Origin of the sequence: Rhizobium sp. 768_B6_N1_8 (assembly GCF_051811225.1) — a bacterium.
Taxonomy (GTDB): Bacteria; Pseudomonadota; Alphaproteobacteria; order Rhizobiales; family Rhizobiaceae; genus Rhizobium.
On sequence record NZ_JBPWPV010000002.1, the window covers coordinates 1,979,805 to 2,003,599 of the forward strand.

Below are 23,795 nucleotides of genomic sequence, written 5' to 3' on the forward strand. Positions count from 1 at the left end.
TTAAAGGTTTTCGGGGATCGGCAAATCTGGCTCTGCCGATTTTCTGTGACGACTAGCGTTCGTCGATTTCGGGCACGCCGCTATTGCGGTCGGCATAGGCGGCCTGGAAGGACGGCCGGGCCTGCCAGCGTTTCCAGTAGGCATCGATATGCTCGAAGCGCTCGTCGAGAGGCGTTGCGTTGACAGGGAATTTCGAGAAGGCGATGGCGACTGCCATGGTCATGTCCGAGAAGGTCGGAGCGTCGCCGCCCAGCATCCATTCGCGTCCGTCGGCCAGGTGCTGGTTGACCAGGCTGGCATGCGCCAGGGCTTCCTTGCGGCAATGTTCGCCCCAGGCGTGATTGGTGGTCAGTTCGAGCTTAGGGCCAAGGCCCTGATGGAGAACGTGGAAGGCGGTGACGATGCGATAGAGGATGTGCACCCAGATGCGGTTGCCCCACATATTGTCCAGCCCCTGCTCCAGTGCCGTCTCGCCCATGATCTTGCGGCCCGGCATAGATTGGTCGAGGTAGCGGGCGATGGCGTCGGTTTCCGCGATGTATGTGCCGTCGGCCAGCTGCAGGGTGGGCGTTTCGCCCCACGGGTTCATCTTGACATGCCGCCATTGGCGCTGCTCGCCGACCGGGCTCATGTCGTAGACCTGCTCCTCGAAGTGAGAGGCGATGCCCTTCTCGTGCATGAAGAGGCGAAGGCGCTGCGGGTTCGGGAAGGCGGAGGGCGATGTGAAGAGGCGAAGTTTGTCTGACATAGTGATGTTCCCTTTTGACTGGTTCGACTTTCTACCTGTCGTCAGGTAGTCAGTGAGCTATACCTACGCCTTGCTTTTTTCTCTGTCAACGACTATCTGTCGTCAGGTAGATAAAAATGTCGATGCGATAAAAGGAAGCCACAATGACTGCGGATACAAAGGATAGGATCATGGAGGCGGCAACGCTGACCTTGCAGGACCTCGGCTATGGCGGTCTTAGCTTTCGCGAGCTCGCCAAGGATGTCGGCATCAAGAGTGCCAGCATTCACTATTACTTCGCGACCAAGGGCGAGTTGGGTGCGGCTCTCGCCAATCGCTATACAGCCCATTATGGCGCTGTTCTCGACGAACTGCTAACGCAGGGACTTGACGTCGAGACGTGCATGGCGCGCTACACCGACGTCTTCGCCGAGACGCTGCGCGCCGACAACCGCCTGTGCCTTGCCGGAATGTTGGGAGCCGAGCGCAATCAGTTGCCTGAAGAAGTCCAGGCCGAGGTTGTCAAATACGGGATCATGAACGAACAATGGCTCGCCCGTGTGTTGGCTTTGCGCAACCCCGGCGGGGTCAAGGAGAATGAGCGTCAGGCTCGCGCCATCTATGCCGCCGTTCAGGGCGCACAGTTGATCGCCCACACCCGCAACGATGTTTCCCTATACGAGGAGATCATCGCGACCTATCGCGCCAATGGCCTCATTCCGTAAATTCGATCACGCTTACGGTTTTTTCGCATCCGGAAGCAAACGCACTTGGCGCGAAGTTTATGTCATCAGGTATGAGAGAGTACGCTAGCGTCCGTCATCAATGCGTTTGGCAAGATGTCGGCATCGACAGAAATAGGAACCACCCATGTATGCGAGCGTAGAGGACCGGGATATCCTCTTCGTCGTAGACCTTATCAATCGGGCCTATCGCGGCGTCGGCGGGTCGCTGGATGGAGCAACGAAGAGGCCTACCTGGAAGGCGATCGAACAACAGCGGCACTTCTGCGCGCCGACATCTCGGCCAGGCCGTCAGCCTCGCTGCTGAGATGGATTGACACGGACAGCCGGGCGCTGACGGGCTGCGTCTGGCTGGAGCCTTTCGGCGACCAGACATGGTATCTCGGATCTCTGGCCATCAATCCGGAGTTCCAGAACGGAGGATTCGGTCGCAGGATGCTGGTGTCGTTTTGCATTTAATCGTGAGACTCCCCGGCAACAGTTTCAACAAGATAGCCCGGCACCTAATTTGAAACTTGGCATCTAATTCGAGATTCTGGCTTCGTTTTTGGCACCTAATATGAGATTCGCCGCCGGGGCAAAGATGGGTGCCTACCGCCAAGCCTCCATCAACAAATGCCCTATATTACAGAAGGTTATTGCCCAACCGAAAGGCGTCCAGCACGGAAAATCGCACCGAATAGTCTCAAATTAGGTGCCATCACCAGCCGGAACGGGCGCATTCTTACAATTAAATGCCAAACGACATTACGCCAGCTTGAGCGTAAGGCGTGCACTTGCCGAAGACTTTGTGGTTCCATCATTTCTGTCTTCCGGGGTCAGTCCGTTCAAGCAGATCTTTGATAGAGCACGGGCGGCGCCCCGTACCGCGCTCGGTTTGGAGCGCTGGTGGTCACCGACTACCCACAAGCCGCGAAGTTTCACATTCGAAGCGCGACTGAGCAGCAGTGGCATTCGGTTCGACCGATTGCGGGACGATCTAATGCGGTACCGGCTGGCTCTGGGCCAGCCGGAGCCCAGTCTTTTCGAAAAATTTGTACAGCGCTTTGAGCTCGGGCGAGACGATGTAAGAGAACTTGCGTTAAATCTCTCGCCTTCGAAGGAGATCGTCTAACTTTGTGGGAGACAAAGATGGTCCGTCTGCGGACAGACTGGCCGCTCGCTTCGTTCTACGAGGGTAAACCCGCAAGTGCGTGCTTGCGGGCTCCCTCCGGTGGCCTTGCCTATCGACTAGCTGTTCGCTCAAAAATATCCGAGTGCTAAATAGGCAACGTTTGTCGTTTTGCATTTAATCGGAGTCTTCCTCAATTTGTGTGAAGATCTGTCAATTTGATTGGCATCATCCGCGCCTTGAGAAGCTCTGGTCCCGCCCTGCCGTACATTGCGCGCTTGATCGTCTTCAGTCGGTTGATCTGCCTTCTGCCTGACCGTTGCTCCAGGACAAGTTGATAGCGTTGCAGACGGCGTCGATATCACGGCGAAGGACACGGGCGAAACGGGCCAGGAACGCGAGACCCGAATGAATGGCATCGTTGATCCATTGGTCGAGTTTCGCCGAAGTTCGGCGACGAAAGATGCCGCGAAATCGCATGGCGAAGCTGCGCAGAACAGCAAACGTCTATGATCCCTGTGTGAGGGCATCGACTTTCCGCGCCTGATTAATGGTCAGTGCGCCGCGCGGCTTGATGCAAAGAGTAGCTGCGACAATGGGTGAGATCAAATGGCCGGTTTGCGGATCACGGACAGGCACATTGTCAGGTGCTCTGTCGGAGAGTCCAATCCGAGCCGGGGCCGCATCATCCTTATCTTTATCCACTTCCGGTCTCTCGGCGCGGCGCCAGGTTGCCAAGAGGCGTTCAAGATTAGAAAAGCTGCCGGTGTATCCTCAGTGCTTAATGTCATGAAACAAATGCCGACCGCGGCGGTTTCCATCCTACCAACACTGAGTGAGGAACGCTTCGAAGTAGAGAGGAGATGTTGGCTGTAGCGCGCCCCTGCGTCGATCGGGTGGAGTTTCGAACGTCAGCCATTTCGTGATGCTTCGTCGGCCATATCCTGTGCGACGTGCAATGTCCGAGCAGGTCAGGCCTTCTTTGCTCAAGGCGTGTACTGTCTCGAACACATCCTTCCGCGACTGTCGATGCGCCCGTCGAAGCTGATTGCGCCAAGGCGTCTCAGGCGCCGGCTCATCCAATGCCCGATCGTCATGATCGTTCTCGATCTCCTTGTCTGGTAGCAGTGCCCTGCCCGTGGCTCGGCCCGAGAGGCTCATCTGCTCCTCGATAGCGAGCCGAAGATTCTGGATGAGATGAAAGCGATCCGCCACCTGAGACGCTTGTGGGGCAAGGATGTGCGCAACGCTCTGCGCTCAAACGTCAAACGGCGTCTCTATCAACCGAAACCGAAAGCCGCCCCAAAGAAATGAGTTGGGTGAGGGGTCGAAGTGGAATGTCTCGAAAAAACCCGAGCCTACATCCATCCTGACCCGCAGCAACGGCTTCAAGCCGCGTTGGCTCCCGCTTGTCTTTCGCGCCACAGAGAAGGCGACAGGCCGGTCGCCCGCTTGAAGGCATTGCTGAACGCTCCTTGCGAGGAATAGCCTATCAGGGCGGCAACCGATGCCACCGGCAAATCGTCGTCCCGCAGCGCCTTGCAAGCAATGTGAATACGCCATCGAGCAAGATAGCCGAGCGGCCCGATACCTGCCGTCTCGGTAAAGCGCGCGGCGAAGCTCGACCGCGACATCGCGCAGGCCCGGGCCAGTTCGTCTAAATGCCACGAGCGCGCCGGGTCCTCATGCATGAGCTGCACGGCCGGCGCGAGGCGTGGATCGCCTAGTGCGCGCAACCAACCCCGGGGAATGCGGCTGTTGCCGTTCATCTGTGCCCGCAGAATCTGAACGAACAGCAATTGCGCCAGCTGCGATGCGACAAGGGCGTTTCCCGGAAGGCGCTGCGTGCGCTCGGTCACCAGTTCGTCGAGCAACCACCGAAACCGCCCTGCCTGCTCGGTCGTACCGTCGATGCGCAGCCACGGCGGCAGGGCTTCCGACAGAAGCGTTCCGCTGGTCGGATCGAGCAAGACATGCCCACCCAGATAACTGCAATCCGCTCCATCGCCCAGGGTGACGAACGAGCGGCCGCGCCCGGAAAACAGCGCCATCGCGTCGAGCGGCGTCACCGACGGATCGCTCGATACTGTGTAGGGGCGCTGCGCCGTCAGAAGACCGACATCCCCTTCTTCGAAGCGCACAGGCGCTTCGCCATCGATCTGCGTCCAGCATGCGCCCTGAGTCAGGGCGAAAAACTTGATCGACTTCGGGGCCGGAAACCGGAGGGCCCATTGCCCCCCTGCGTCAAAGCCACCGGTTACCATCGATTCCACGGTTGTGAGATGGAGAATTTCGGAGAGTGCGTCAGAAGTCATTTTTGGACTATCGCGTATGTATCTTAGACGTTCAAGCATTCTCAATCCGAATTTACCGTCTATTTTACGGTCATTCACCGCCTTGGGAGCAATCATGGCAGACGACACAATCCTTATCACCGGCGGAACCGGATTTATCGGGCAGCACACCATCATCGCAGCGCTTGCCGCCGGTTTCCGGGTACGGGCCGCCATTCGATCGCTCGACCGGGAAGAAGAGGTCCGTGCCTATCTGGCCCATGGCGGCGCCGAGCCGGGGGACCGGCTAAGCTTCGTCGAGACAAACCTGCTCAAGGACGAGGGATGGGCCGACGCCGCGCAAGGTTGCGTCTATGCCATTCATAGCGCGTCCTCCACGCCCTCAGGAAACTATGCGAGCGAAGAAGACTGGATCCGGCCCGCCGTCGACGGCAACCTTCGGTTGCTCCGTGCGGCCCGCGACGCTGGGGTGAAACGAGTGGCGCTGACCTCCGCCTTCGGGGCCATTGGCGCCGGCAAGGCCAGTCCCGGTCGCCCCTTCACCGAGGAGGATTGGAGTGATCTCGACGGTCCTATCGCGCCTTATCAGAAATCGAAGACGTTGGCGGAGCGCGCCGCCTGGGAGTTCATCTCCGATGAAGGCGGTCAGATGGAACTGGCAACGATAAATCCGACCGCCGTCATGGGCCCGGCTCTTGGCCCGGACACCTCGCATTCGCTGATGATGCTGAAGGGCATGATCGAGGGCCAGCCCGGGCAGCCTCGGATCCAGTCCTGTTTTGTTGACGTTCGCGATGTGGCTGACCTTCACTTGCGGGCAATGACTGATCCGGCCGCCGCGGGCGAACGCTTTCTCGCGACCTCTGGCGACGCGCTATGGCTCGTCGATGTAGCCAGGATTCTCAAGGAACGCCTCGGCGAACAGGCGCGAAAGGTATCCACCAAAGAGGTGTCGGACGCAGACACGAAGGCCGCAGCCGAGACCGACGCCAAGGTGAGAGCGCTTCTTCCGCTTCTTGGGATTGATCTGTCGGCCAGCGGCGACAAGGCCAGGCGTCTTTTGGGATGGCAACCGCGACCGCCCGCCGAGGCGATCGAGGCGGCCGCGCGGAGCATGATCGAGGTCGGTATAATCAACGTCTGAGAGGCGCCCCCTATGGCCCGAGACGGGGGTGGACGGGATCGGACCCATCCTGCCGTCTCCCCAGCCTCGAGCGCCCATCGTCGCCAGGTCCTCCCAATGTCTGGAAAGACTGAATCAGAACTTCCCACCGACAGCAACGCCGACTTTTTTCGCCATAGCGAACGGTAGCTTAACGCCCCGTTCCGAAATGCCTGAACGATCAACATAGCGGGCGCCAAGCCAACGTTCAGCCAGCTAATCTTCATTTCCAATTTGGCGCTTGCGAAGGCGAGCCAGCCATGCGCGCCTTGAACCGATACGAACCTGAGATCCGCTATTTATGAGCGCCAATCGATGAAATTTTCCCATGGCTTCGCCATCTGCGTATCGACCTGGAGATCGCGAACATACATATCGTTCGGCTGCACCATCGGCTTCGGCGTATCGCGTGGTCCAGGACCACCCCAGTGCAAATTCGTCACTCCTGCCCCTCGTCGCGACATTTCAAAAATGATGACGGAACGTCACTAATAGCCTCGATTGAAATCGATGCCATCAGGCAAGATGCCATCCGCGCGATACTGACCAATCCTGCCAGCGACAATCTGCGCGGCGGTCGACGGATTGGTGGGCGCGGAGATATGCGGCAAGACGGTTACCCCGGGGCGATCCCATAGAGGGCTTTGTTCTTCCAGCGGTTCGCTCTCGAAGACGTCGAGCACGGCGTGTTTGACGACGCCGGCGTCCAGCGCAGCCACCAGCTCAAGTGTTCTAACGATCCGGCCACGCCCGAAATTGATGAAGCCGGCATTCGCGGGAAGCAGCTGGAATTCGCGCGTGCCGAGGAGACCAGTCGTTTCCCACGTCAGCGGCAGCAGGCACACCACGATGTCTGACGTCTTGAGCATGGCATCCAAGCCATCCAGGCCGAAGTAGGTCTCGACACCCTCGACCTGCTTTTCGGTCCGGCTCCAGCCGTTTACCGCAAAGCCCGCCAGCTGCAATTGTCGTGCGGCGGCGCAGCCAAGAGCGCCGAGGCCCAGCAGACCCACCCGGGTATCGGGCGCCGACCGGTAAGGGAGCTGCCGCCAAAGGCTTTGGCGCTGCTGCATGCTGTAAGCGGGCATGTCGCGGGAGAGATAGAGCGTCCAGGCGAGCACGGCTTCGGCCATGGTCCGCGCCAGATCCGGGTCGACGAGACGCACGATCGGATGTGGAAAACCTTCAAGCTCCAGAACCAGCCGCTCGACGCCGGCCCACAGGCTGTGCACCCATTTGAGGTTCGGCAGCCGCTCGAGATCAGCGGGGTCGGGGTTGGCGACGATGGCTATATCGACACAGGCGAGCTCATCCGGCCGCAGTTCACGAATGGAGCGGATGGTTTCGCGCGGCATGGCTTCGCTGAGGACCATGAGCCAGTTTTTTTCGGCTTCTTCGGACAAGCGCGTGACAAGCGCGATGAGAGTCGACATCGATCAGCTCTGTATGAACTGTCCGGCGAAAACGCCGGGCGATATTGGAAAAAACGCAGGCCGGGCACTTTCGATGCCCGGCCGTATAATCATTACTGGATGGTCTTGATCGGATCCTTCGGTGCCGGATCGAAGCCGACCAGTTCCGTCGTCAGCTTGGCATAGGTGCCATCGGCGACCATATCGGCCAGCGCCTTGTTGACGGCCGCGACCAGATGCGGCTTGCCCTTTTTGAAGGCGAAGCCCTTCTGGACGTGGCTGACATAATCGTCGGTCATCTTCAGCGGCATCTTTGCAGACTTGATGACGTAGGCGGCTGCGATCGCATCGGTGATGACGGCGTCGACATTGCCGTTGACCAGGTCCTGCATGGTGTCGGACTCGGCCTTGTAGCCCTTGACGGTCGCGCCCTTTTCTTCGGCGATCTTGGTCCAGCTCGATGCGACGAGCGCACCGACCGTCTTGCCCTTCAGATCAGCCGCGTTCTTGATCGCGGAATCGTTGGGGATGACAACGCGGCCACCGGATTCCAGCCAGCCGTTGGAGAAGGTCACCTGCTGCTGACGGGCTTCGGTGATGTCCATCGCGGCGCTGATGACGTCGTACTGGTCTGCCTGGAGGCCGACAAGCAGCGAGTCCCACTTGATGAGGACCGGCGTGTATTCGAGGTTGAGGCGCTTTGCCACCTCGGTCATGACGCGGATTTCCAGGCCGTCGAGCTTGCCGTCAGGTGCGCGCATGCTGAACGGCGCGTAGGTGCCTTCAGTGGCGACCATCAGCTTGCCCGGCTGGAGCAGCTCGAGGTCGGTGGCGTGGGCGAAAGAGCCGACAGCCATCCCGGCAAGGGCGGCGGCGGTCATGATCAGCGACTTCAATTTCATGGTTCAGTTCCCTTTTATGTTGGTTCGGTGCATTCACTCGGCATCGCACGCCGGTTTTCGTCAGCCCTTCGCCTTGGCGCGTTGGGAAGCAAGCAAGGCCATCAGTTCCGCCATCACGGTTGCGGCCAACAAAGCGGTGACCTGTCCCGGCCCGTCGTAGAGCGGATTGACCTCAACCACGTCGCAGCCGACGAGGTTGATGGCGTGAAGGGCGCGCAGGATCTGCAAGGTCTCGCGCGCCGTCGGCCCGCCCGCCTCGGGCGTCTGGACCGCAGGGGCAGCGGACGGATCGATGAAATCGATGTCGAAGGAGATGAAGGCGGGTCGCGCGCCGACGCGATCGGCGATGCGCTGGGCGAGACCGTGAGGGCCGAGATCGAGTGCATCGTCGGTGGACAGCACGTCGTAGCCGAGATCGATCGACTGGCTGATATCGTCCTTCTGAAACAGCGAGCCGCGCATACCGATCTGGATCGAGTGCGTGGGATCGATGATCGCTTCCTCGGCGCCGCGACGAAACGGCGTTCCGGCGCTGTACTTCTTGCCAGCGAAATACTTGTCCCAGGTATCGGTGTGGGAATCGAAGTGGATCAGTGCGATTGGGCCATGAACCTTGGCGAGCGCCCTGATCTCGGCAAGCGTGATTGAGTGATCACCGCCGATCGCGAAGGGGACGATGCCGGCATTGGCGAGCGCGGCGACCGACTCCTCGATGCGGTCAAGGGATTCGATCTCGTATCCCGGCACGACATTGGCGTCGCCGACGTCGGCGACGGAGAGTTGCTCGAAGACGTTGATATTGCCGCGATAGGGATTGATCGGACGCAGCATCACCGACATGGCGCGCACTGCGTTCGGCGCGAAGCGCGCGCCGGTGCGATAGGGGCCACCGGAATCGGACGGCAGGCCGATGACCGCGGCGTCCAATCCGCTCAGCGTCGTCGCCTGCGGCAGGCGCATGAAGGTGGGAATACCGCAGAACCGTGGGGTCTCAAGAGAATCGATCGGAAGAACGCTCATGTGCCCTCACCCCAGCTTCGCGTAGCGTCGCTCGAGCCAGGAAGCGACGAAGGTCAGGATCGTGGTCAGAACGAGATAGATGACCGCGACCGCGATGTAGAACTCGAACGGGCGGAAGGTGGCAGCGATCAGCGTCTGCGCGTAGAGCGTCAGCTCGACGACGGTGATCGTCGACAGGAGCGAGGTGTTCTTCAGCGTCGAAATCGCCTCGTTGGTGACGGATGGCAGGATGATGCGGAAGACCTGCGGCAGGATGATCGTGCGCATGGTCTCGCTCGGACTGAAGCCGAGCGCCAGGGCGGATTCACTCTGTCCGCGTGGAATGGCAGTCAGGCCGCCGCGAACGATTTCAGCGACATAAGCGCCGCTGTTGATGCCGAGCGCAATGACGCCCGCCGTAAACGGAGAGAGCCGGATGCCAATCTGCGGCAGGCCGAAATAGATGATGAAGACCTGGATCAGCGTCGGCGTGCCGCGGATGAACCAGATGTAGAAGCCGGCGATCGCACGCACGGATTTCCATTTGGAGCGTTGCGCCAGGGCTGCCAGCAAGCCGCAGGCCCAGCTGACGATGATGGTCAGAATCGTGAGGCCGAAGACCGCCCATGCCGCCTCGAGGAAGCCCGGACCATAGAGCTGAAGTTCCTCCATAAAGCCGCCCATCACGCCTTCACTCCCTGGCCATTGTCTCTCGAAACGGAGTGGCCGACCTCGTCATGCAGAATGCGATGGAGGAACTGCTTCAGGCGATCGCTTTCCGGATGCCTGAGGATCTCGGGCGGCCCTTCCTCTGCGACGACACCCTTGTCGAAGAACAGCACGCGGGAGGAAACGTCGCGCGCAAACGCGATCTCGTGGGTCACGAGCAGCATGGTCATGCCGTCGGATGCCAGCGAGGCCATCAACACCAGGACCTCATGAACGAGCTCCGGGTCGAGCGCCGAGGTGACCTCATCAAACAGCATCAGGCGCGGCTTCATCGCCAAGGCGCGGGCGATCGCCACGCGCTGCTGCTGCCCGCCGGACAATTGTGATGGATAGCTATGGCGCTTCTCGAAAAGGCCGATCCGCGACAGCAGCGCTTCAGCCTCCTCGATCGCCTGTGCTCGCGGCATCCTCAGCAAGCGCCTCGGCGCATGCGTGACGTTTTCGACAACGGTCATGTGCGGCCAGAGATTATAGCTCTGAAACACCATGCCAACGCGAGCGCGCAGCGACTGCAGCTGCGACGGTGTGGGGAAAAAGCGCGATGCCGGGCGGAAATCGAAGGACAATCCCTCGAAATCCATGAAGCCGGACTGCGGCATCTCAAGCGCGTTGATGGATCGCAGGAACGTGCTCTTTCCGGAGCCGCTGGCGCCGATGATCGAAACCACCTCGCCTGCCTGGACCGTCAGCGACACGCCCTTCAGAACCTCGTTCTCGCCGAAGCTCTTGCGGATTTCGCGTAATGTCAGAAGCGGCTCGCTCATGCGGACACCTCCGCCGGAAGCACATCGAGAATGCTGACGGCGACATCCCGCGGGGTGCGAGAGGCACCGTTGATCGGCGTGATATCTTGCGGACAGGCGGACAGCACGAGGACCAGATCCATCTCGGCGCGCATGACGACGTAGTCGCCAGCAGCGGTATCCGGCGGAACGCGATCGACTTGGCCGTCAGCCTTGACGGGAACGTTCATAAACAGGTTGAGCGACGCCGGCGTGAAGGGCAACGCAATGTCCCGATCCGAAAGCGCTTCGTGAAAATTGTCGGTGCAGCTGCGGTGATATTCCTGGCAACCGAGCTGCTGGTAGAGCTCGCGATTGCACGGGCAGAGCAGCGTATCGTGCCGCACCTTGGCGCTGTCGGCGACCATCGTCAGCATCGGCCGGCGGCGCGAACTCATCAGCGCCATGCCCTCGGTGAAGAAGATGTTGCTGTTCATCGACCGCGTGTGATCGAGAGATGATGTTTCGAAGAGATCGCTCGCGGCCAATGTCCAGGCATCGACGACCTGGTTGCCGTGGGTGTTCGTCACGAGGGCGAATTGCCCGGCCCTCATCTTGAAGGAGCGCCCCTCGGTGGCGGGAACAATGTCTGCGTCTAGGCTCATTTCAAACTCGTCTTTCTTCGATGCGATCGGTGTGGGGGTGGGGCCGATCGATCGAGCGCAGGCAACCGTATTCAGTATACCAGTGGAGTTCAAGTAGCAATTTCAATAAATTACCGCCTATATAATTGCCTTCTTGTATATAATTTAGACATGGAATGCCTATGCTGTGAGCAGATTTCACGGATCGGCGCTTTAGTTAGCAGAAGGTCAAAAGGCTTGATTGACGTTCGGATACTCGTGGTGTACCGAAAATCAGAGCTTTGACGCATGAGTGCATACGGAGTGAAATCATGGACCGCTACTTCCCGCCGGACGAATACGCGCAGCGCTTGACCCGCGTTCAGGCGGAGATGAAACGGCGCGGCTTCGAGACCGCCGTCGTCTTCGGACGCGGCGGCGGGACGACCGACAATTGCGGCGATATCCTCTACCTCTCCAACCACTACGCCATCAGCGGCGGCATGGATTCGCTGATCTGGACGGCGCGCTCCTTCGCGGGCGTCATCTTGCAGCAAGGCCGCGCACCGCAGTTGCATATCGACGAACCAGAGGTTCGCCGCGATCTCGTCTCCATCGATGACGTCCGGTCCAGCAACCATCCATTCGAAAGCGTCGCCCGCTCGCTGGTCGAACGAGGCGTGACGGGTCCGGTGGCGATCGTCGGAACCAACTTCATTCCGGTGAAATACTACCGGCAGCTGGAAGCCATCGCACCCGAGATCGAATGGGTCCCGGCCGACGATCTCGTTCGATCCGTGCGCCGCATCAAGAGCGCGCGCGAGCTCGACTGTTATCGCGTCGCCGGCGAGACGGCGACGGCGGGTGTGAATACCCTGATGCAGGGCCTGATCGGCGGCATGTCGGAACGCGAGGCGGCCGGCGAAGCGGCGCGTGAGGTCGTCAGGCGCGGCGGCCGCATCCAGATGATCGGAACCAATCACGGCGATACGCTCGGCTTCGACCAGCGGTTCCCGTTGACCGGTTATAGCGCCGATACACCTCAAGACGGCGATATCGTCACGGGCACACTGCATGGCCCGCTGTTTCAGGGATACTATCTCGATCCCGGCCGGACGGCGGTTCGCGGCAAGGCCAACAGCGAGCAGCTGCGCCTGATCGAAGCGGCCGCTAACATCGTGCATGGGCTGTCCGACATGCTGCGGCCAGGCGTAAAGCTTCTTGAAGTCGCGGCGGAGGGCGACCGGATGACGGCAGCCTTCGGCGGCTCGATTTCACCGATCATGAAGAACTTCCCCTTCTACGGGCACGGGATCGGGCTAGGCTTCGAGCTGCCGCGCATCTCGACCACCATGTCTATGCCCGATGATATCGTGGAGCAGAACATGGTGTTCGGCGTCGAATCATTTCTGTCGCTCGACGGCGTCGGCGCAGCGTTTTTCGAAGACATCATCATTATCGGTAAAGACGGCAACGAGCTGGTCACGAACTCGCCGAGCGTCTTCTAGAGAAGCTTAGCGACTGCCGGAATTCAAAGGACCGGGCGATGCGATCGCCCGGTCCTTTCATGTCAATGTGCAAAAACGCTGTCGAAGTCCTTGAAACCCTTCACTTCGATCGGATTGCCGCTCGGATCGAAGAAGAACATCGTGCGCTGCTCACCCGGCTCGCCTTCGAAGCGAATGACCGGCGGAATATCGAAAGCGATGCCGCCCTTCTGCAGACGCTCGGCGAGCGCCAACCAATCCTCGAGCGGCAGGACGACTCCGAGATGCGGCATCATCACCATGTGATCGCCGACCTTGCCTGTGCGCGTCACTTCAAACGGCTTGCCGAGATGCAGCGAGATCTGGTGGCCGAAGAAGTCGAAATCGACCCAGGTGTCGGTGGAACGGCCTTCGGCGCAACCGATGACGTCACCATAGAAGCGTCGTGCTTCGTCAAGATCGGTGACGTGGTAGGCGAGATGGAAAAGTGAGCGCACGGTGGCCTCCTTTGTGAGTGTGAAAGGTATTGATCAGCGAATTGTGAGTGTTCTCGGCAGGACGGACAGCGGCTCGGCGCCGTCGTCCGTGACGATGACCGTCTCCGACGCGCCGACTGTCCAGTGACCGTAGCTTCGAAGCGTGGCGGGTAGATGGAACACCATCCCCGGTTCGATCACGCGTGACACGCCGGTAAACAGGCTCAGTATGCCGCCTTCGCCCCAATCAGGCGCGAAGGCGACGCCCATCGAATAGCCGATGCGCTTTCGAAAGGCGGCGGTGTAGCCGGCATCGTCTATGATACGCTGCGCCGCCTCGTGTGGCGCCGAACAGGCGGCGCCCGGGCGGATCGCGGCCAGCGCAGCATCGAGCGCCTGCAATGAGCAATCCATCATCCGGAGCGCTTCATCCGGCGCATTGCCGATCCACACGGTGCGCATCAGCGCCGCGTGGTAGCGCGCATGGCTGCCCGCGAGCTCGAGGAAGACCGGATCTCCTGCTTCCAGCCGGCGCCGCCGCCAGGTCATGTGCGGCAGGCCGCTGCGGTGGCCGGAGGAGACGAGCGGCTCCATCGCCATGGCCTCGGAGCCGGCCCGCGTTGCCGCCTGCAGCATGACGGCGGCGATCTCGTTTTCGTTGCTGCCTTCCCCGCAGGCATCGATAGCCGCGATCATGCCCGCTTCGGCGTAGCGCGCGGCGGCGCGGATCGCTGCGAGTTCGTCGGCGGATTTGACCATGCGCAGCGGCGGCAGAATGTCGGAGCCGTCGGCAAGACGCTCCTGCCCCAGCTCCCTGGCAAGCTCGTGGGCGAGTCTGGGCGGCAGAAACCAGCCACCGAGTTCGATTGCCGGCCGGGTGATCTTCCGGTCCCGCAGCAGCGCCACCAGCGCTGAGACGGGGCTGTCGCCATCCTGATAGACGACGATATCGGAAAGCCAGGTGTTGGCCGCCGTGCCATAAAGTTCCAACTGCCGAACCAGCAGCGTCACGTCTCCCGACGCCGTCAGGATCAACGCCTGAAAAGCAAAATATCCAGCGGTCTGGCGGCCGGTCAGCCAGTAGATCGTCTCCGGTCCGGTGACGATAAGCGCTTGGTGGCCGCTGGCCCCCAGCGCCGACACGGCCAGCGCCTGGCGTCGGGCGAACTCGTCCCGCGAAAAAGAAGCCTCGCTTCCGCAGAGCGCTTCCAGATCTTCATTGGGTAGGTTGGGCTGCATGTTCACTATCTCAGCTCCGCGCCAGCCAGCCGAGGAAGCGGGCGCGCACGCTGTCGAAATGAGTCTCCATCGCCGCTCGCGCGGCCGCCCCGTTCCCGGCTTCGATCGCGTCGATCACGGCGATGTGCTCGAGCGCCTGCTGGTCGAACCGGTCGTGGGTGCGAGTGATCGTGCAGCGGCGGGCAATGCCGCGCATCTCGGTCAGCATGGTCGCGAGCAAAGGGAGGTCGGCTGCATAGGCAACGGCGTTGTGAAATGCATCGTCGTCGAGCCAGAAGTGATCGAAGGCAATGTCACCGCCATTGGCGTAGGCGCACATGCGCTCACGCGACTGGATGAGATCGGGCGTAAGCGGCCGCGTTGCCGCCGTCTCGGCGGCGGCCCCCTCCAACAGTCGCCTAAGCTGGACGATCTCAAGCAACTGCTCGACGCTCACCTGGCGCACCATGAGCGCGCCGTTCGGCAGCCTCGAGATGACGTCCTCTTTCTCCAGGCGCGAGATCGCCGCCCGCAATGGCGTGCGCGATATGCCGGAGTCCTGCGCGAGCGAACGTTCCGTCAGCATATCGCCGGAAGAGAACTGCCCTTCGAGGATGCGTTGCTTCAGGTCGCGATAGACCTGCTGTGTCAGGGTTTCCTTGTCACTCATGTCGTGAACCGCCCCTCTCGTCTGATATTGCCGCGTACAAGGTTTCAGCCGCTGCGGCCAAATCCGCATTATCCATGGCTTCGTCGGGATTGTGGCTGCCGTTCCAGTTGCGCAGGAACACCATGACGGAATCCCAACCGGCCTGCGCGAAGGCGGCGGCATCGTGCCCTCCCCCCGAGAGCATGCGCCGTGGCGAATGGCCCAAAACTCTCGCCGCATCTGCGATCATATTGCCAAGCGTCGCGGATAGCCGCGTCGGCTGGCTGCTCGATTGTGCACCGAAATCGAAGCGCACGCCGCGCTCTGTGGCGATCGCCGCGGCCTCGGCCTGCAGGAGACCGTCGACCTGGTCCAGCACCGCGACATCGTCGCTGCGCAGATCGACACAGAAGTCGACCCGGCCCGGCACCTTGGCAAAGGCATGTTCCGAACTAGCCGCATCGACCCTGCCGAAGGTGACGGCGAGATCGTGGCCCGATTGCAGCACGTCTCCCCAATGCCGGTCCATCGCGACGACAAGGTCGGCAAGCGCGAAAACGGTATCAGAGCGCGCAGCGCGCGGCGCGCCACCGGAATGCGCCCAGGTTCCGTGGACGCTTGCGTTGCGGTAGCGCAAGCCACCGCGCACGCCATCGACGATACCGAACGCCTCGTTCGCGTCATAAAGCACCGGTCCCTGCTCGATGTGCAGTTCGATGAAGCGTGCGGGCGAAAGGCCTGAACCGCTCAATATGGCATCGGGATCCCCGCCTTCCGCGCGGATGTGGTCGCTGAGGGTGCGGCCATTATCGGCTCGCTTCGCCTGCAGTTCGGGCGCCGTCAAGCGCCCGAGCGCTGCGCGGGATCCGGCATAGGACACCGGAAACCACACGCTTTCTTCTGCGCGCGTGACGGTGACGACAAGATCGACCGGCGGCGCCTCTCCGCTTTCCACGAAAGCGGCTGCAAGGGCGACGGCGCCGGCGACGCCGGCCGCGCCGTCATAGGCGCCGCCCATGGCAACCGTATCGACGTGCGAGCCGATATAGATTGGTGGTGCATCGCGATCGCGTCCCGGCAGGCGCGCAAAGAGATTGAGCGCGGCGTCCCGTGTCACTGTCATGCCCAGACGTTCCACCTCGTCGGCGACCACATCATGCGCGCGGCTTTCAAGCGGGCTGTAGGATGGGCGGGTGAAACCCGGTCCGGGATCGGAGATGGCGTTGATGCGATCGAGCAGCCGAGCGATCGTGTCACTGATGATTGCGCTCACGCGGCTACCTCCGGAAGGAATTCGATGGTTGTGGCCGGCTTCGCGCCGGAAAGCGCCAGAAGCGCATTGCGGGCGGCGCCGACGGCCACGCGCTGCAACGCCTCCGGCGTCGTGCCCCCCAGATGCGGGGTGAAGATAACCCGCTCGGACGCGCCCAGCTGACCACTCGGTGCTTCCGGCGAATAGACGTCCAGTGCCGCTGCGGCGACAATGCCGCTTGCAAGCGCCTCGGCAAGTGCGTCCTCATCGATCAGGCCGGCGCGCGCCGTGTTGACGAGAATGGCGCCCGGCTTCATTGCGGCAAACGCGCTGGCGCCGATCATCCCACGCGTTTCGTCGCGCATGGGGGTGTGTAGCGAGACGACATCGGCCTGCGCGAGGCCTTCTGCAAGCGTGCTCACCCGCTGGAACAAACCGGTGTCGGCGCTTCTCGGCGAAAAGACGAGAACCCTCATGCCGAGTGCTGCGTCAAGCATCCGCCCCAGCCCGGCGCCCGTCGCGCCCCAGCCGACGACGAGCGCGATCTTGCCTGACAATTCACGAAACTTGTGGGCCTCACGGAAACTACGCTCGCCGGAGCGAACCGCCTGATCCGCTGCCGGAACAAGCCGGGCTGCGGCGAGCGTGAGCCCCAAGGCGAGTTCTGAAACCGATTGCGCGTTCGCGCCAGGCGTATTGCACACCAGCACGCCCTTCTCGTGCGCCGCGCGCTTGTCGACGGCATCGTGGCCCGCGCCGTGAACGACGATCACCTTCAGGCGGTCACTTGCGAGAATGGGTGCGGCCGACAGGCCGGCATCGCGGGTGATGACGGCGTCGCAGCCAATGATCATCGTCGATACGGTTTCTACATTAGTCGATGGGCACAGGACGGGTTCCACGCCCGCTTGCCGCAAGAGATCAAGGCCATCCTTGTGAATGGGCTGAACGATCAGGCACTTCATCGTGTTGCTTTCCGCTCATTGCTTTCAAGCCGCCCGACAATCGCGTCGCGGGCATTGAGGACATGTTGGCTCATCAGCTTCCCGGCGCGCTCGCCATCCTTGGCGCGCAGCGCGGCGATGATTTCGAGGTGCTCTTCGCACCCCTTTAGATAGCGTGCGGGAACGAGGCTGTGGTCGAACATGCAGGTCCGGCGCCTCAGATCGCTGATGGTGCGCACCATCATCTGGTTGGACGTGGAGCGCGCCAGCGTCAGATGGAAATCGTCATCGACTCGGCGCTGCTCGTCCTCCTCGCCCGGCCCCTCCGTCATCAGTGCGGTCACACGCCTTTCGAGACCGTCGAGGATGGTGAGAGCGACCGCGGTCGCATGGCGGGCGCAATAGCCTTCGATGACGCTCCGGAGGAAGAAGATCTCGTTCACCTCGGCTGGTGTCAGCGTGCGCACCTTGAGAAAGCGCCCTTCCTGGACGGCGAGCCCTTCGGCCTCGATGCGCTTGATCGCTTCGCGCACCGGCGTGCGCGACATGGCAAGCTCCTCACCGAGCTTCGCCTCCTGCAAGACATCGCCGGGCTTGAGTCCGCCAGCGAGGATCATCTCGATTATTTTCGCATAGGCCTGCTTGGCAAGCGGTTGGTTCATTATTCTCGTTCCTCCGCCTTTATAGCGGCCTCTGGTTTTTCTTCGAGAGACGCAAGAAAATCCGCGAGCGCCTCGTTACGCGCGATCAGCAGATCCTCCGCCTCGTCTTGAGATATGGATTTGAAACGAATGGTGCTGCCCGTCGCGGTCTGCGCCAACCGTGACAAATCGACGGAGGCAACGGTTGCAATCTTCGGGTAGCCGCCCGTCGTCTGGCGCTCCGCCATCAACACGATCGGCCGGCCAGACGAGGGCACCTGGATCGAGCCCGCCACCGTGCCATCCGAGACAATATCGTGACCGGCGAAGGCATGGATCGCGGGACCATCCAGGACCTGCGCCATGCGGTCTCGGCTTGCCGTGATGCGAAACGGTTCCCGCAGGAAATCCTTCCAGGCGGTGGCGTCGAAGTGATCCGCCTGCGGCCCCGGAACGACGCGCATCGGACCATTCGAGCGGGAGCAGGGCTTGCGCAACGCCAGCAGCGACGATTGTTTCGTCTCGCCAAGCGGGAGCGCATCGCCGATCGCAAGACGCCGGCCGTCCACGCCACCGAGCCCGGAGCGAAGATGCGTCGAGCGCGCCTCCAGAACCTTCGGCGTCTCGATGCCACCCGAGATGGCGAGATAACCCCAGACGGCCTGCCTCAAAGCGCCGATCTTCAGGATCTCGCCCGGCATCAGCCAGTGGCTTTCCCAACCATGCCTGATCTGACGATCGACGGTGATATCGACGGCGCCGCCGGTCACCGCGAAACGCACCGGCTTCTCGACCACAAAGGCCCCGCCGACATGCGCGAATTCCAGCGCCGCGTCGCTATCCGCGTTGCCGACAAGCCGGTTGCCGATCAGCATCGATGCACGGTCCATGGCACCCGCGCCGGAGACGCCGAGACGCATCAGCCCGGTGCGTCCGAGATCCTGGACCGTCAGCATGGGGCCGGCTTGCTTGATATGGAGCACAGTCATCGCGTCTCCCACTCCTCCACCGGCTCACCTCGCGTGATGGCGGCATCGAGGCTTTCGGCCTCGTCGGCATCAACCGGGCGGAAGCGCACGCGATCGCCGGCGCGCAACAGGAACGGGTCGGCGCGCGAGGGATCGAACAGCCTCAGCGGCGTGCGGCCGATGAACCGCCAACCACTGGGTCCAGGAGCGGAATTGATGCTGGCCTGCTTGCCGCCGATGCCGATCGCGCCGGCTTCGATCCGCTGGCGCGGGACGGCAAGGCGCGGCGTGTGCAACTGCTGCGGTAGGCCGCCGAGATAGGAAAAGCCCGGCGCGAAACCGATCATGTAGACACGATAGTCCGCCGAGGCATGCAAGGCGATCAGTTCCTTGCGCGACATCTGCTTCATCTCCGCAAGTTCTTCGAGATCGATTCCGACCTTGTGACCGTAAAGGACAGGCACGGTGAGCCGGCGTGCAATTGCGCCGCCCAACGACAGCTGGCCGAGCAGCGTTTCGAGCGAAGCGGAGAGGTTTTTCCCACGGATTATGATGGGATCATAGGCGACGAGTAGCGAACGATAGGTCGGAACGGTTTCGATGACGCCCGTTATCGGCTGTGTCGCCAGCATGTCCGCTAGCGCGATCACGCGCTCATTCGTCTCTTCATCGATCTGATCGGAAAATTCGACAACAAGCGCGCTGTCGCCAGACGGGATAATGCGCGGATAGTTGTGCTTTACCGGCTGCGTCGTGGCCATTTCAGGGACTTAATCCTTACGAGGGCTTCGGGCGCAGTAATGCCGCTCAAGCGGCGTAAGTGCCGGGCGCAAACGTAAAGTGAGAGACATTTCCACCATCACCATTACACGTCTCGACAAGCGAGATTCTCAATCGACAATGCTCTTGTCATTTCAGTACACCAACTGTATGTCAAGCATTATCCTACGCCGCCTGAATCTGACGAATGGGCGGCACCGCCCTCGCAAACAAGGAGTTCGACCGTGGTATCAGTGGATTTGAACTGCGACATGGGCGAGAGCTTCGGCGCCTACAAGATCGGCGACGATGCGGCCATGATGGAGATCATTACCACGGCCAACGTAGCCTGCGGTTTCCATGCAGGCGATCCCATTGTCATGCGCGACACGATCTTGAGCGCCAAGAAGCATGGCGTCGCGGTCGGCGCCCATCCATCCTTCATGGATCTCTATGGTTTCGGCCGTCGCCGCATCTCGGGTGAACGGCCGGAGGATCTCGAGGCGCAGATCATCTACCAAATCGCCGCCATTCAGGGCATGGCGACGGCGCTCGGCTGGCCGATCACGCATGTCAAGACGCACGGATCGCTCGGCAACATGGCCGCCGAGGACGCGGAACTGGCCGGCGTCTGCGTGCGCGCCATCCGCGCCGTTGATCCAAACCTCGGCTTCATCACCCTCCCATATTCGCAAACCATGCGTGCGGCAGAAGCAGCCGGTCTGCGCGTTGCCTGCGAGGTCTATGCAGATCGCCGCTATCTCGACAACGGCATGCTGGCGCCGAGGCAGATGGATGGCGCCGTCATTCATGATGTCGAACAAAGCGTCGACCAGGTGCTGTCCATGGTTGCCGACAACAAGATTCCGACACTCGGCGGTGGGAGCCTCGCCGTTGAGGCCGCAACGGTCTGCATTCATGGCGACACACCAGGCGCCGCCGCGACAGCGCGGGCGCTGCGCAGTAAACTCACCGCCGCCGGAATCGACATTGCCCCCTTCTCCACGCCTAGAATCTGAACGAGGAATGATCTTGACCCGTACCGTCTACCTGAACGGCAGCTGGCTCCCCGAAGCCGATGCGAAAGTTTCCGTTTTCGACCGGGGCTTCCTGTTCGCCGACGCGATCTACGAAGTCACCGGCGTTGTCGGCGGCAAGCTGCTGGAATATGCCGGTCACGCGGCCCGCCTTCAGCGCTCCACGTTCGAACTCGGCATAGCCTGCCCACTGACGCAGGTGGAGTTGCTTGCCGTCCATCGCGAGATCGTTCGCAGGAACGATCTTGATGAGGGGCTCATCTATCTGCAGATTTCCCGCGGCGTAGCCGATCGCGACTTCACCTTCCCAACGGACGCAACCCCGACCCTGGTTCTATTCACCCAGGCGAAAGCCGTACTCGACAATCCAAAGGTGAAGACGGGGATTTCCGTGGCGCTGGTCCCCGATCAGCGCTGGGCGCGGCGCGATATCAAGACGGTCCAGCTGCTCTATCCCTCGATGGCGAAGATGAAGGCGGCATCTGTCGGCGCCGATGACGCCTGGCTCGTTGAGGACGGCTTTGTCACTGAAGCGAGCTCGGCCACCGCGCACATCATCAGCAGGGACGGGAAACTGATCACGCGCGGCCTGTCGAACGCGATCCTCCACGGCATCACCCGCCTCAGCGTTCTAGACATCGCCCGCGACGCTGGGCTCGTCGTCGAAGAGCGCGCCTTCACGCCTGACGAAGCAAAGAATGCCCCCGAGGCCTTCATCACCTCGGCAACCAACTTCGTCTTGCCGGTGACCTCGATCGACGGGCAGCCGGTCGGTGACGGCGAGCCGGGGCCGCAGACGTTGAAGCTTCGCCAGCTCTACATCGATAACAAGTTGGCGAACGCCATCTGACCCTTCTTGTCGCCCGTTCGCGGGTGACAACGATGTTGTCCCGCGGGCCGCGTCCCGTGGCCCATCACCATTGACAAACCTCATTAGCGCTAGGCAGCCTCTGGGTTTATACGGTTTTGTAGGATCAAATTTTAATAAACAGTCGTCAACCATTCGCGCTTGACGCTACCGGGATCCTCAATCAATTTCCTCATGGCAGATATTTTAGTTGCCGTAATAAGGCAGTTTCACAAATCGGTTTGTCTATTTACGAGCCGTAACCTTTCAAACAGATCCTTCGCCTTGACGGGATTCGAACTGGCGACCCACGCCACCGGCGGTGGAACGAAGCTTTCTAGCGTCCGTTTCTTCCAAGGTCAGCAAAGGAGGAAATTCCCATGCCCCGTGGTGACAAATCAAAATATACCGACAAGCAGGAGCGCCCACGTATCGGCGTTGCTGATGAGCGCTGAAACGAATTCATCGCTCGCAATCGCCGCCGTCGCTTCAAGACTTTTGACCACGGATGTACTGGCGCTGGTGGGTAAGCGATGATGAGCAAGGTCGGTGCGATTTCGCCCCAGCCTTTTTTGTTGCCCGCAGAAGCGATGAACGCGTCGAATGGACCTACCGGCTGGCCTGTGGGTGCTAGCCCGGCACGAATTTCTCAGGCGGCATTTGCATCCTGCTCGTCGAACGCAACCAAAGGAAAATCCTGCGCGAGCTGACGAACGGTTTCAAGATTGAAAGGGAAGGAACGCCCGGCCGCCCGGACTCGATTTATGGTTTCAATCCCGAGTCTTACATCTCCCTAGGCCCTCACGCTCCGAGATCGCAACGGCATAAAGGGCAGAACGCCTTATAAGTGCGGCTATGCCGATTAAGTGTGGTGTTGATCCGTAGTCAGCATGCTAGTGTATTTTAGAGCGTCAGTTTAAGGTTTCTGTTGGCGACGTTCCTGCCGAGTGATGGCTCGCTGCGCGAGTTTTCGGCCCATGAGGGCCATTTCCATGTCAAAAGAAGAACCGATTGTCCATTTCGAGGCCGCGAGTACGCTTGCCGTGGTGGTCTCGTCGAACGAGCCGTTGCTTTTCCTGTCGGCGGACCAGAAGATTATTGCAGCCAGCACATCGTTCTGCCGCACCTTCGAGATCGATCCAGCGACAATTCCCGGCAGAGCGCTCAGTGAGCTCGGAAACGGCGAATGGGCAATGCCGAAGCTTGCATCGCTCCTGAAGGCGACAGCGTCCGGGAGTGCAAGGATCGAAGCCTACGAGATCGGCCTCAAACGGCCCGACCGGAAGACACGTCAGTTGATCGTCAACGCGCAGGTTCTGGACGACGGCGACAAGGACCATATCCGGTTGCTGGTGGCCATCACCGACGTGACTGACGCGCGTGCCGAAGCGAAACTGAAAGACGATCTCGTCCGGGAGAAAGCAATCCTCATTCAGGAAGTCCAGCACCGGGTCGCAAACAGCCTTCAGATCATTGCGAGCGTTCTCATGCAGAGTGCCCGTCGGGTGCAGTCCGAGGAAGCGCGCGGACATCTTCACAACGCCCATAGCCGGGTCATGTCGATCGCGGCCGTACAGCGACAGCTCTCAACATCACCTGGCGGCATCGTCGGACTCCGCAGCTACTTCACGCAACTTTGCGAAAGCCTCGGCGCATCGATGATTGCCGATGAGGATCGGCTCTCGATTTCGGTGACAGTTGATGACAGCGCCGTTGAAGCGGACGTGTCCATAAGCCTGGGACTGATCGTGACGGAATTGGTGATCAACGCCCTCAAGCACGCCTTCCCGAAGCAGGAAACTGGCAGGATCGTAATCGATTATCACTCGACAGGCACTGACTGGACCCTCACCGTCACCGACAACGGCGTCGGCATGGCCGCCGGTAGCGACGCACCCAAGCCCGGCCTCGGCACCGGCATCGTCGAGGCGCTTGCCAGGAATCTGCAGGGCGAAATACAGTTGAGCGATGCTAGTCCTGGAACCGCCGTGACTATCAGTCATCGCGGCAACGCCGACCGTCGAACCAGAATTCCGGCGGCGGCATAGGAACTTATCTCTCACTGAAACGCTAATCCAAGCCAGGACTTTCCC

Annotated in this window: 24 protein-coding genes and 2 pseudogenes; 8 read left to right on the top strand and 18 right to left on the bottom strand. The window is 61.0% G+C overall.

Features of this window, described 5'->3' with window-relative positions; translation table 11 throughout:
• Positions 1-52: 52 nt before the first annotated feature.
• The gene (locus AB8B33_RS33425) at positions 53-748 is read right to left on the bottom strand and encodes a glutathione S-transferase family protein (protein WP_439018660.1); all 696 of its coding nucleotides are present in this window, start codon (positions 746-748) and stop codon (positions 53-55) included.
• Between the two features lie 143 nt (positions 749-891).
• Between AB8B33_RS33425 and AB8B33_RS33430 the strand changes: the two genes are divergently transcribed.
• Both AB8B33_RS33430 and AB8B33_RS33435 read left to right on the top strand, forming a co-directional pair.
• Positions 892-1,452 carry a TetR/AcrR family transcriptional regulator gene (locus AB8B33_RS33430; protein WP_439018661.1) on the top strand — a complete coding sequence of 187 codons (561 nt, stop codon included), beginning with the start codon at positions 892-894 and terminating at the stop codon, positions 1,450-1,452.
• A gap of 114 nt (positions 1,453-1,566) precedes the next feature.
• On the top strand, positions 1,567-1,929 hold the full coding sequence (locus AB8B33_RS33435; RefSeq protein WP_439018662.1) for a GNAT family N-acetyltransferase: 363 nt from the start codon (positions 1,567-1,569) through the stop codon (positions 1,927-1,929).
• An 845-nt stretch (positions 1,930-2,774) separates the two neighbouring features.
• Here the strand turns inward: AB8B33_RS33435 and AB8B33_RS33440 are convergent.
• Positions 2,775-3,814 (bottom strand): annotated as a pseudogene (locus AB8B33_RS33440) (transposase); the annotation flags it as partial.
• Here AB8B33_RS33440 and AB8B33_RS33445 point away from each other — a divergent pair.
• Positions 3,815-3,895: pseudogene (locus tag AB8B33_RS33445) on the top strand (plasmid pRiA4b ORF-3 family protein); the annotation flags it as partial. It abuts the pseudogene before it with no gap.
• A 74-nt stretch (positions 3,896-3,969) separates the two neighbouring features.
• Here the strand turns inward: AB8B33_RS33445 and AB8B33_RS33450 are convergent.
• Entirely contained in the window at positions 3,970-4,992 is a 1,023-nt protein-coding gene (locus tag AB8B33_RS33450) for a cupin domain-containing protein (protein WP_439018663.1), read from the bottom strand.
• On the opposite strand from AB8B33_RS33450, the gene AB8B33_RS33455 reads away from it, so the two are divergent.
• Positions 4,991-6,019, top strand: coding sequence for an NAD-dependent epimerase/dehydratase family protein (locus AB8B33_RS33455; RefSeq protein WP_439018664.1), 1,029 nt, complete (start codon positions 4,991-4,993; stop codon positions 6,017-6,019). The two genes, AB8B33_RS33450 and AB8B33_RS33455, sit on opposite strands and share 2 nt — an antisense overlap.
• A gap of 317 nt (positions 6,020-6,336) precedes the next feature.
• Here AB8B33_RS33455 and AB8B33_RS33460 read toward each other — a convergent pair whose 3' ends face one another.
• The 7 genes from AB8B33_RS33460 to AB8B33_RS33490 form a co-directional block, all read right to left on the bottom strand.
• Complete coding sequence (locus AB8B33_RS33460) at positions 6,337-6,480, bottom strand: hypothetical protein (protein ID WP_439018665.1); 144 nt, start codon at positions 6,478-6,480, stop codon at positions 6,337-6,339.
• A 45-nt stretch (positions 6,481-6,525) separates the two neighbouring features.
• The gene (locus AB8B33_RS33465; RefSeq protein ID WP_439018666.1) at positions 6,526-7,470 is read right to left on the bottom strand and encodes a 2-hydroxyacid dehydrogenase; all 945 of its coding nucleotides are present in this window, start codon (positions 7,468-7,470) and stop codon (positions 6,526-6,528) included.
• Between the two features lie 92 nt (positions 7,471-7,562).
• Entirely contained in the window at positions 7,563-8,351 is a 789-nt protein-coding gene (locus AB8B33_RS33470) for a transporter substrate-binding domain-containing protein (protein WP_439018667.1), read from the bottom strand.
• Between the two features lie 60 nt (positions 8,352-8,411).
• Positions 8,412-9,371, bottom strand: a complete 960-nt coding sequence (locus AB8B33_RS33475; RefSeq protein ID WP_439018668.1) for an agmatinase — start codon at positions 9,369-9,371, stop codon at positions 8,412-8,414.
• Between the two features lie 6 nt (positions 9,372-9,377).
• Entirely contained in the window at positions 9,378-10,034 is a 657-nt protein-coding gene (locus tag AB8B33_RS33480) for an amino acid ABC transporter permease (RefSeq protein ID WP_439018669.1), read from the bottom strand.
• Positions 10,034-10,843, bottom strand: a complete 810-nt coding sequence (locus tag AB8B33_RS33485) for an amino acid ABC transporter ATP-binding protein (protein ID WP_439018670.1) — start codon at positions 10,841-10,843, stop codon at positions 10,034-10,036. Before AB8B33_RS33485 ends, AB8B33_RS33480 begins: the two co-directional genes overlap by 1 nt.
• Positions 10,840-11,466 (bottom strand): DUF1989 domain-containing protein, encoded by a 627-nt coding sequence (locus AB8B33_RS33490; RefSeq protein ID WP_439018671.1) that lies wholly within the window; start codon positions 11,464-11,466, stop codon positions 10,840-10,842. Before AB8B33_RS33490 ends, AB8B33_RS33485 begins: the two co-directional genes overlap by 4 nt.
• Positions 11,467-11,756: 290 nt before the next feature.
• Between AB8B33_RS33490 and AB8B33_RS33495 the strand changes: the two genes are divergently transcribed.
• On the top strand, positions 11,757-12,932 hold the full coding sequence (locus AB8B33_RS33495) for a M24 family metallopeptidase (RefSeq protein WP_439018672.1): 1,176 nt from the start codon (positions 11,757-11,759) through the stop codon (positions 12,930-12,932).
• A gap of 62 nt (positions 12,933-12,994) precedes the next feature.
• On the opposite strand, the gene AB8B33_RS33500 is transcribed toward AB8B33_RS33495, so the two are convergent.
• From AB8B33_RS33500 to pxpB, 8 genes are read right to left on the bottom strand one after another with little or no spacing between them, the layout of a single operon-like run.
• Positions 12,995-13,408 carry a VOC family protein gene (locus tag AB8B33_RS33500; protein WP_439018673.1) on the bottom strand — a complete coding sequence of 138 codons (414 nt, stop codon included), beginning with the start codon at positions 13,406-13,408 and terminating at the stop codon, positions 12,995-12,997.
• Between the two features lie 33 nt (positions 13,409-13,441).
• Positions 13,442-14,626 (bottom strand): M24 family metallopeptidase, encoded by a 1,185-nt coding sequence (locus AB8B33_RS33505; protein WP_439018912.1) that lies wholly within the window; start codon positions 14,624-14,626, stop codon positions 13,442-13,444.
• A gap of 10 nt (positions 14,627-14,636) precedes the next feature.
• Positions 14,637-15,275: a GntR family transcriptional regulator gene (locus tag AB8B33_RS33510; RefSeq protein WP_439018674.1), complete on the bottom strand. Its 639-nt coding sequence runs from the start codon at positions 15,273-15,275 to the stop codon at positions 14,637-14,639.
• Positions 15,268-16,527: a hydantoinase/carbamoylase family amidase gene (locus AB8B33_RS33515; RefSeq protein WP_439018675.1), complete on the bottom strand. Its 1,260-nt coding sequence runs from the start codon at positions 16,525-16,527 to the stop codon at positions 15,268-15,270. Before AB8B33_RS33515 ends, AB8B33_RS33510 begins: the two co-directional genes overlap by 8 nt.
• A complete protein-coding gene (locus AB8B33_RS33520; protein ID WP_439018676.1) occupies positions 16,524-17,471 on the bottom strand; it encodes an NAD(P)-dependent oxidoreductase in 948 nt (315 codons plus the stop codon). Before AB8B33_RS33520 ends, AB8B33_RS33515 begins: the two co-directional genes overlap by 4 nt.
• The gene (locus AB8B33_RS33525) at positions 17,468-18,112 is read right to left on the bottom strand and encodes a GntR family transcriptional regulator (protein ID WP_439018677.1); all 645 of its coding nucleotides are present in this window, start codon (positions 18,110-18,112) and stop codon (positions 17,468-17,470) included. The genes AB8B33_RS33520 and AB8B33_RS33525 overlap by 4 nt, the downstream gene beginning before the upstream one ends.
• On the bottom strand, positions 18,112-19,080 hold the full coding sequence (locus AB8B33_RS33530; protein ID WP_439018678.1) for a biotin-dependent carboxyltransferase family protein: 969 nt from the start codon (positions 19,078-19,080) through the stop codon (positions 18,112-18,114). The genes AB8B33_RS33525 and AB8B33_RS33530 overlap by 1 nt, the downstream gene beginning before the upstream one ends.
• Entirely contained in the window at positions 19,077-19,820 is a 744-nt protein-coding gene (pxpB, locus tag AB8B33_RS33535; protein WP_439018679.1) for a 5-oxoprolinase subunit PxpB, read from the bottom strand. The genes AB8B33_RS33530 and pxpB overlap by 4 nt, the downstream gene beginning before the upstream one ends.
• 243 nt (positions 19,821-20,063) lie before the next feature.
• Here pxpB and AB8B33_RS33540 point away from each other — a divergent pair, with 243 nt between their 5' ends.
• The 3 genes from AB8B33_RS33540 to AB8B33_RS33550 all read left to right on the top strand — a co-directional run bounded on the left by AB8B33_RS33540 (position 20,064) and on the right by AB8B33_RS33550 (position 23,750).
• Positions 20,064-20,837 (top strand): LamB/YcsF family protein, encoded by a 774-nt coding sequence (locus AB8B33_RS33540; protein ID WP_439018680.1) that lies wholly within the window; start codon positions 20,064-20,066, stop codon positions 20,835-20,837.
• Positions 20,838-20,844: 7 nt separating this feature from the next.
• Positions 20,845-21,705 carry a D-amino-acid transaminase gene (locus tag AB8B33_RS33545; RefSeq protein WP_439018681.1) on the top strand — a complete coding sequence of 287 codons (861 nt, stop codon included), beginning with the start codon at positions 20,845-20,847 and terminating at the stop codon, positions 21,703-21,705.
• A 989-nt stretch (positions 21,706-22,694) separates the two neighbouring features.
• Positions 22,695-23,750: a sensor histidine kinase gene (locus AB8B33_RS33550; RefSeq protein WP_439018682.1), complete on the top strand. Its 1,056-nt coding sequence runs from the start codon at positions 22,695-22,697 to the stop codon at positions 23,748-23,750.
• Positions 23,751-23,795 lie beyond the last annotated feature (45 nt).

Coding starts and splice junctions, on each gene's coding strand:
- AB8B33_RS33425 (WP_439018660.1), bottom strand. CDS start 748: ATGTCAGACAAACTTCGCCTCTTCACATCGCCCTCCGCCTTCCCGAAC.
- AB8B33_RS33430 (WP_439018661.1), top strand. CDS start 892: ATGACTGCGGATACAAAGGATAGGATCATGGAGGCGGCAACGCTGACC.
- AB8B33_RS33435 (WP_439018662.1), top strand. CDS start 1,567: ATGTCGGCATCGACAGAAATAGGAACCACCCATGTATGCGAGCGTAGA.
- AB8B33_RS33455 (WP_439018664.1), top strand. CDS start 4,991: ATGGCAGACGACACAATCCTTATCACCGGCGGAACCGGATTTATCGGG.
- AB8B33_RS33450 (WP_439018663.1), bottom strand. CDS start 4,992: ATGATTGCTCCCAAGGCGGTGAATGACCGTAAAATAGACGGTAAATTC.
- AB8B33_RS33465 (WP_439018666.1), bottom strand. CDS start 7,470: ATGTCGACTCTCATCGCGCTTGTCACGCGCTTGTCCGAAGAAGCCGAA.
- AB8B33_RS33470 (WP_439018667.1), bottom strand. CDS start 8,351: ATGAAATTGAAGTCGCTGATCATGACCGCCGCCGCCCTTGCCGGGATG.
- AB8B33_RS33475 (WP_439018668.1), bottom strand. CDS start 9,371: ATGAGCGTTCTTCCGATCGATTCTCTTGAGACCCCACGGTTCTGCGGT.
- AB8B33_RS33480 (WP_439018669.1), bottom strand. CDS start 10,034: ATGGGCGGCTTTATGGAGGAACTTCAGCTCTATGGTCCGGGCTTCCTC.
- AB8B33_RS33485 (WP_439018670.1), bottom strand. CDS start 10,843: ATGAGCGAGCCGCTTCTGACATTACGCGAAATCCGCAAGAGCTTCGGC.
- AB8B33_RS33490 (WP_439018671.1), bottom strand. CDS start 11,466: ATGAGCCTAGACGCAGACATTGTTCCCGCCACCGAGGGGCGCTCCTTC.
- AB8B33_RS33495 (WP_439018672.1), top strand. CDS start 11,757: ATGGACCGCTACTTCCCGCCGGACGAATACGCGCAGCGCTTGACCCGC.
- AB8B33_RS33505 (WP_439018912.1), bottom strand. CDS start 14,626: ATGCAGCCCAACCTACCCAATGAAGATCTGGAAGCGCTCTGCGGAAGC.
- AB8B33_RS33510 (WP_439018674.1), bottom strand. CDS start 15,275: ATGAGTGACAAGGAAACCCTGACACAGCAGGTCTATCGCGACCTGAAG.
- AB8B33_RS33520 (WP_439018676.1), bottom strand. CDS start 17,471: ATGAAGTGCCTGATCGTTCAGCCCATTCACAAGGATGGCCTTGATCTC.
- AB8B33_RS33525 (WP_439018677.1), bottom strand. CDS start 18,112: ATGAACCAACCGCTTGCCAAGCAGGCCTATGCGAAAATAATCGAGATG.
- AB8B33_RS33530 (WP_439018678.1), bottom strand. CDS start 19,080: ATGACTGTGCTCCATATCAAGCAAGCCGGCCCCATGCTGACGGTCCAG.
- pxpB (WP_439018679.1), bottom strand. CDS start 19,820: ATGGCCACGACGCAGCCGGTAAAGCACAACTATCCGCGCATTATCCCG.
- AB8B33_RS33545 (WP_439018681.1), top strand. CDS start 20,845: ATGATCTTGACCCGTACCGTCTACCTGAACGGCAGCTGGCTCCCCGAA.
- AB8B33_RS33550 (WP_439018682.1), top strand. CDS start 22,695: ATGTCAAAAGAAGAACCGATTGTCCATTTCGAGGCCGCGAGTACGCTT.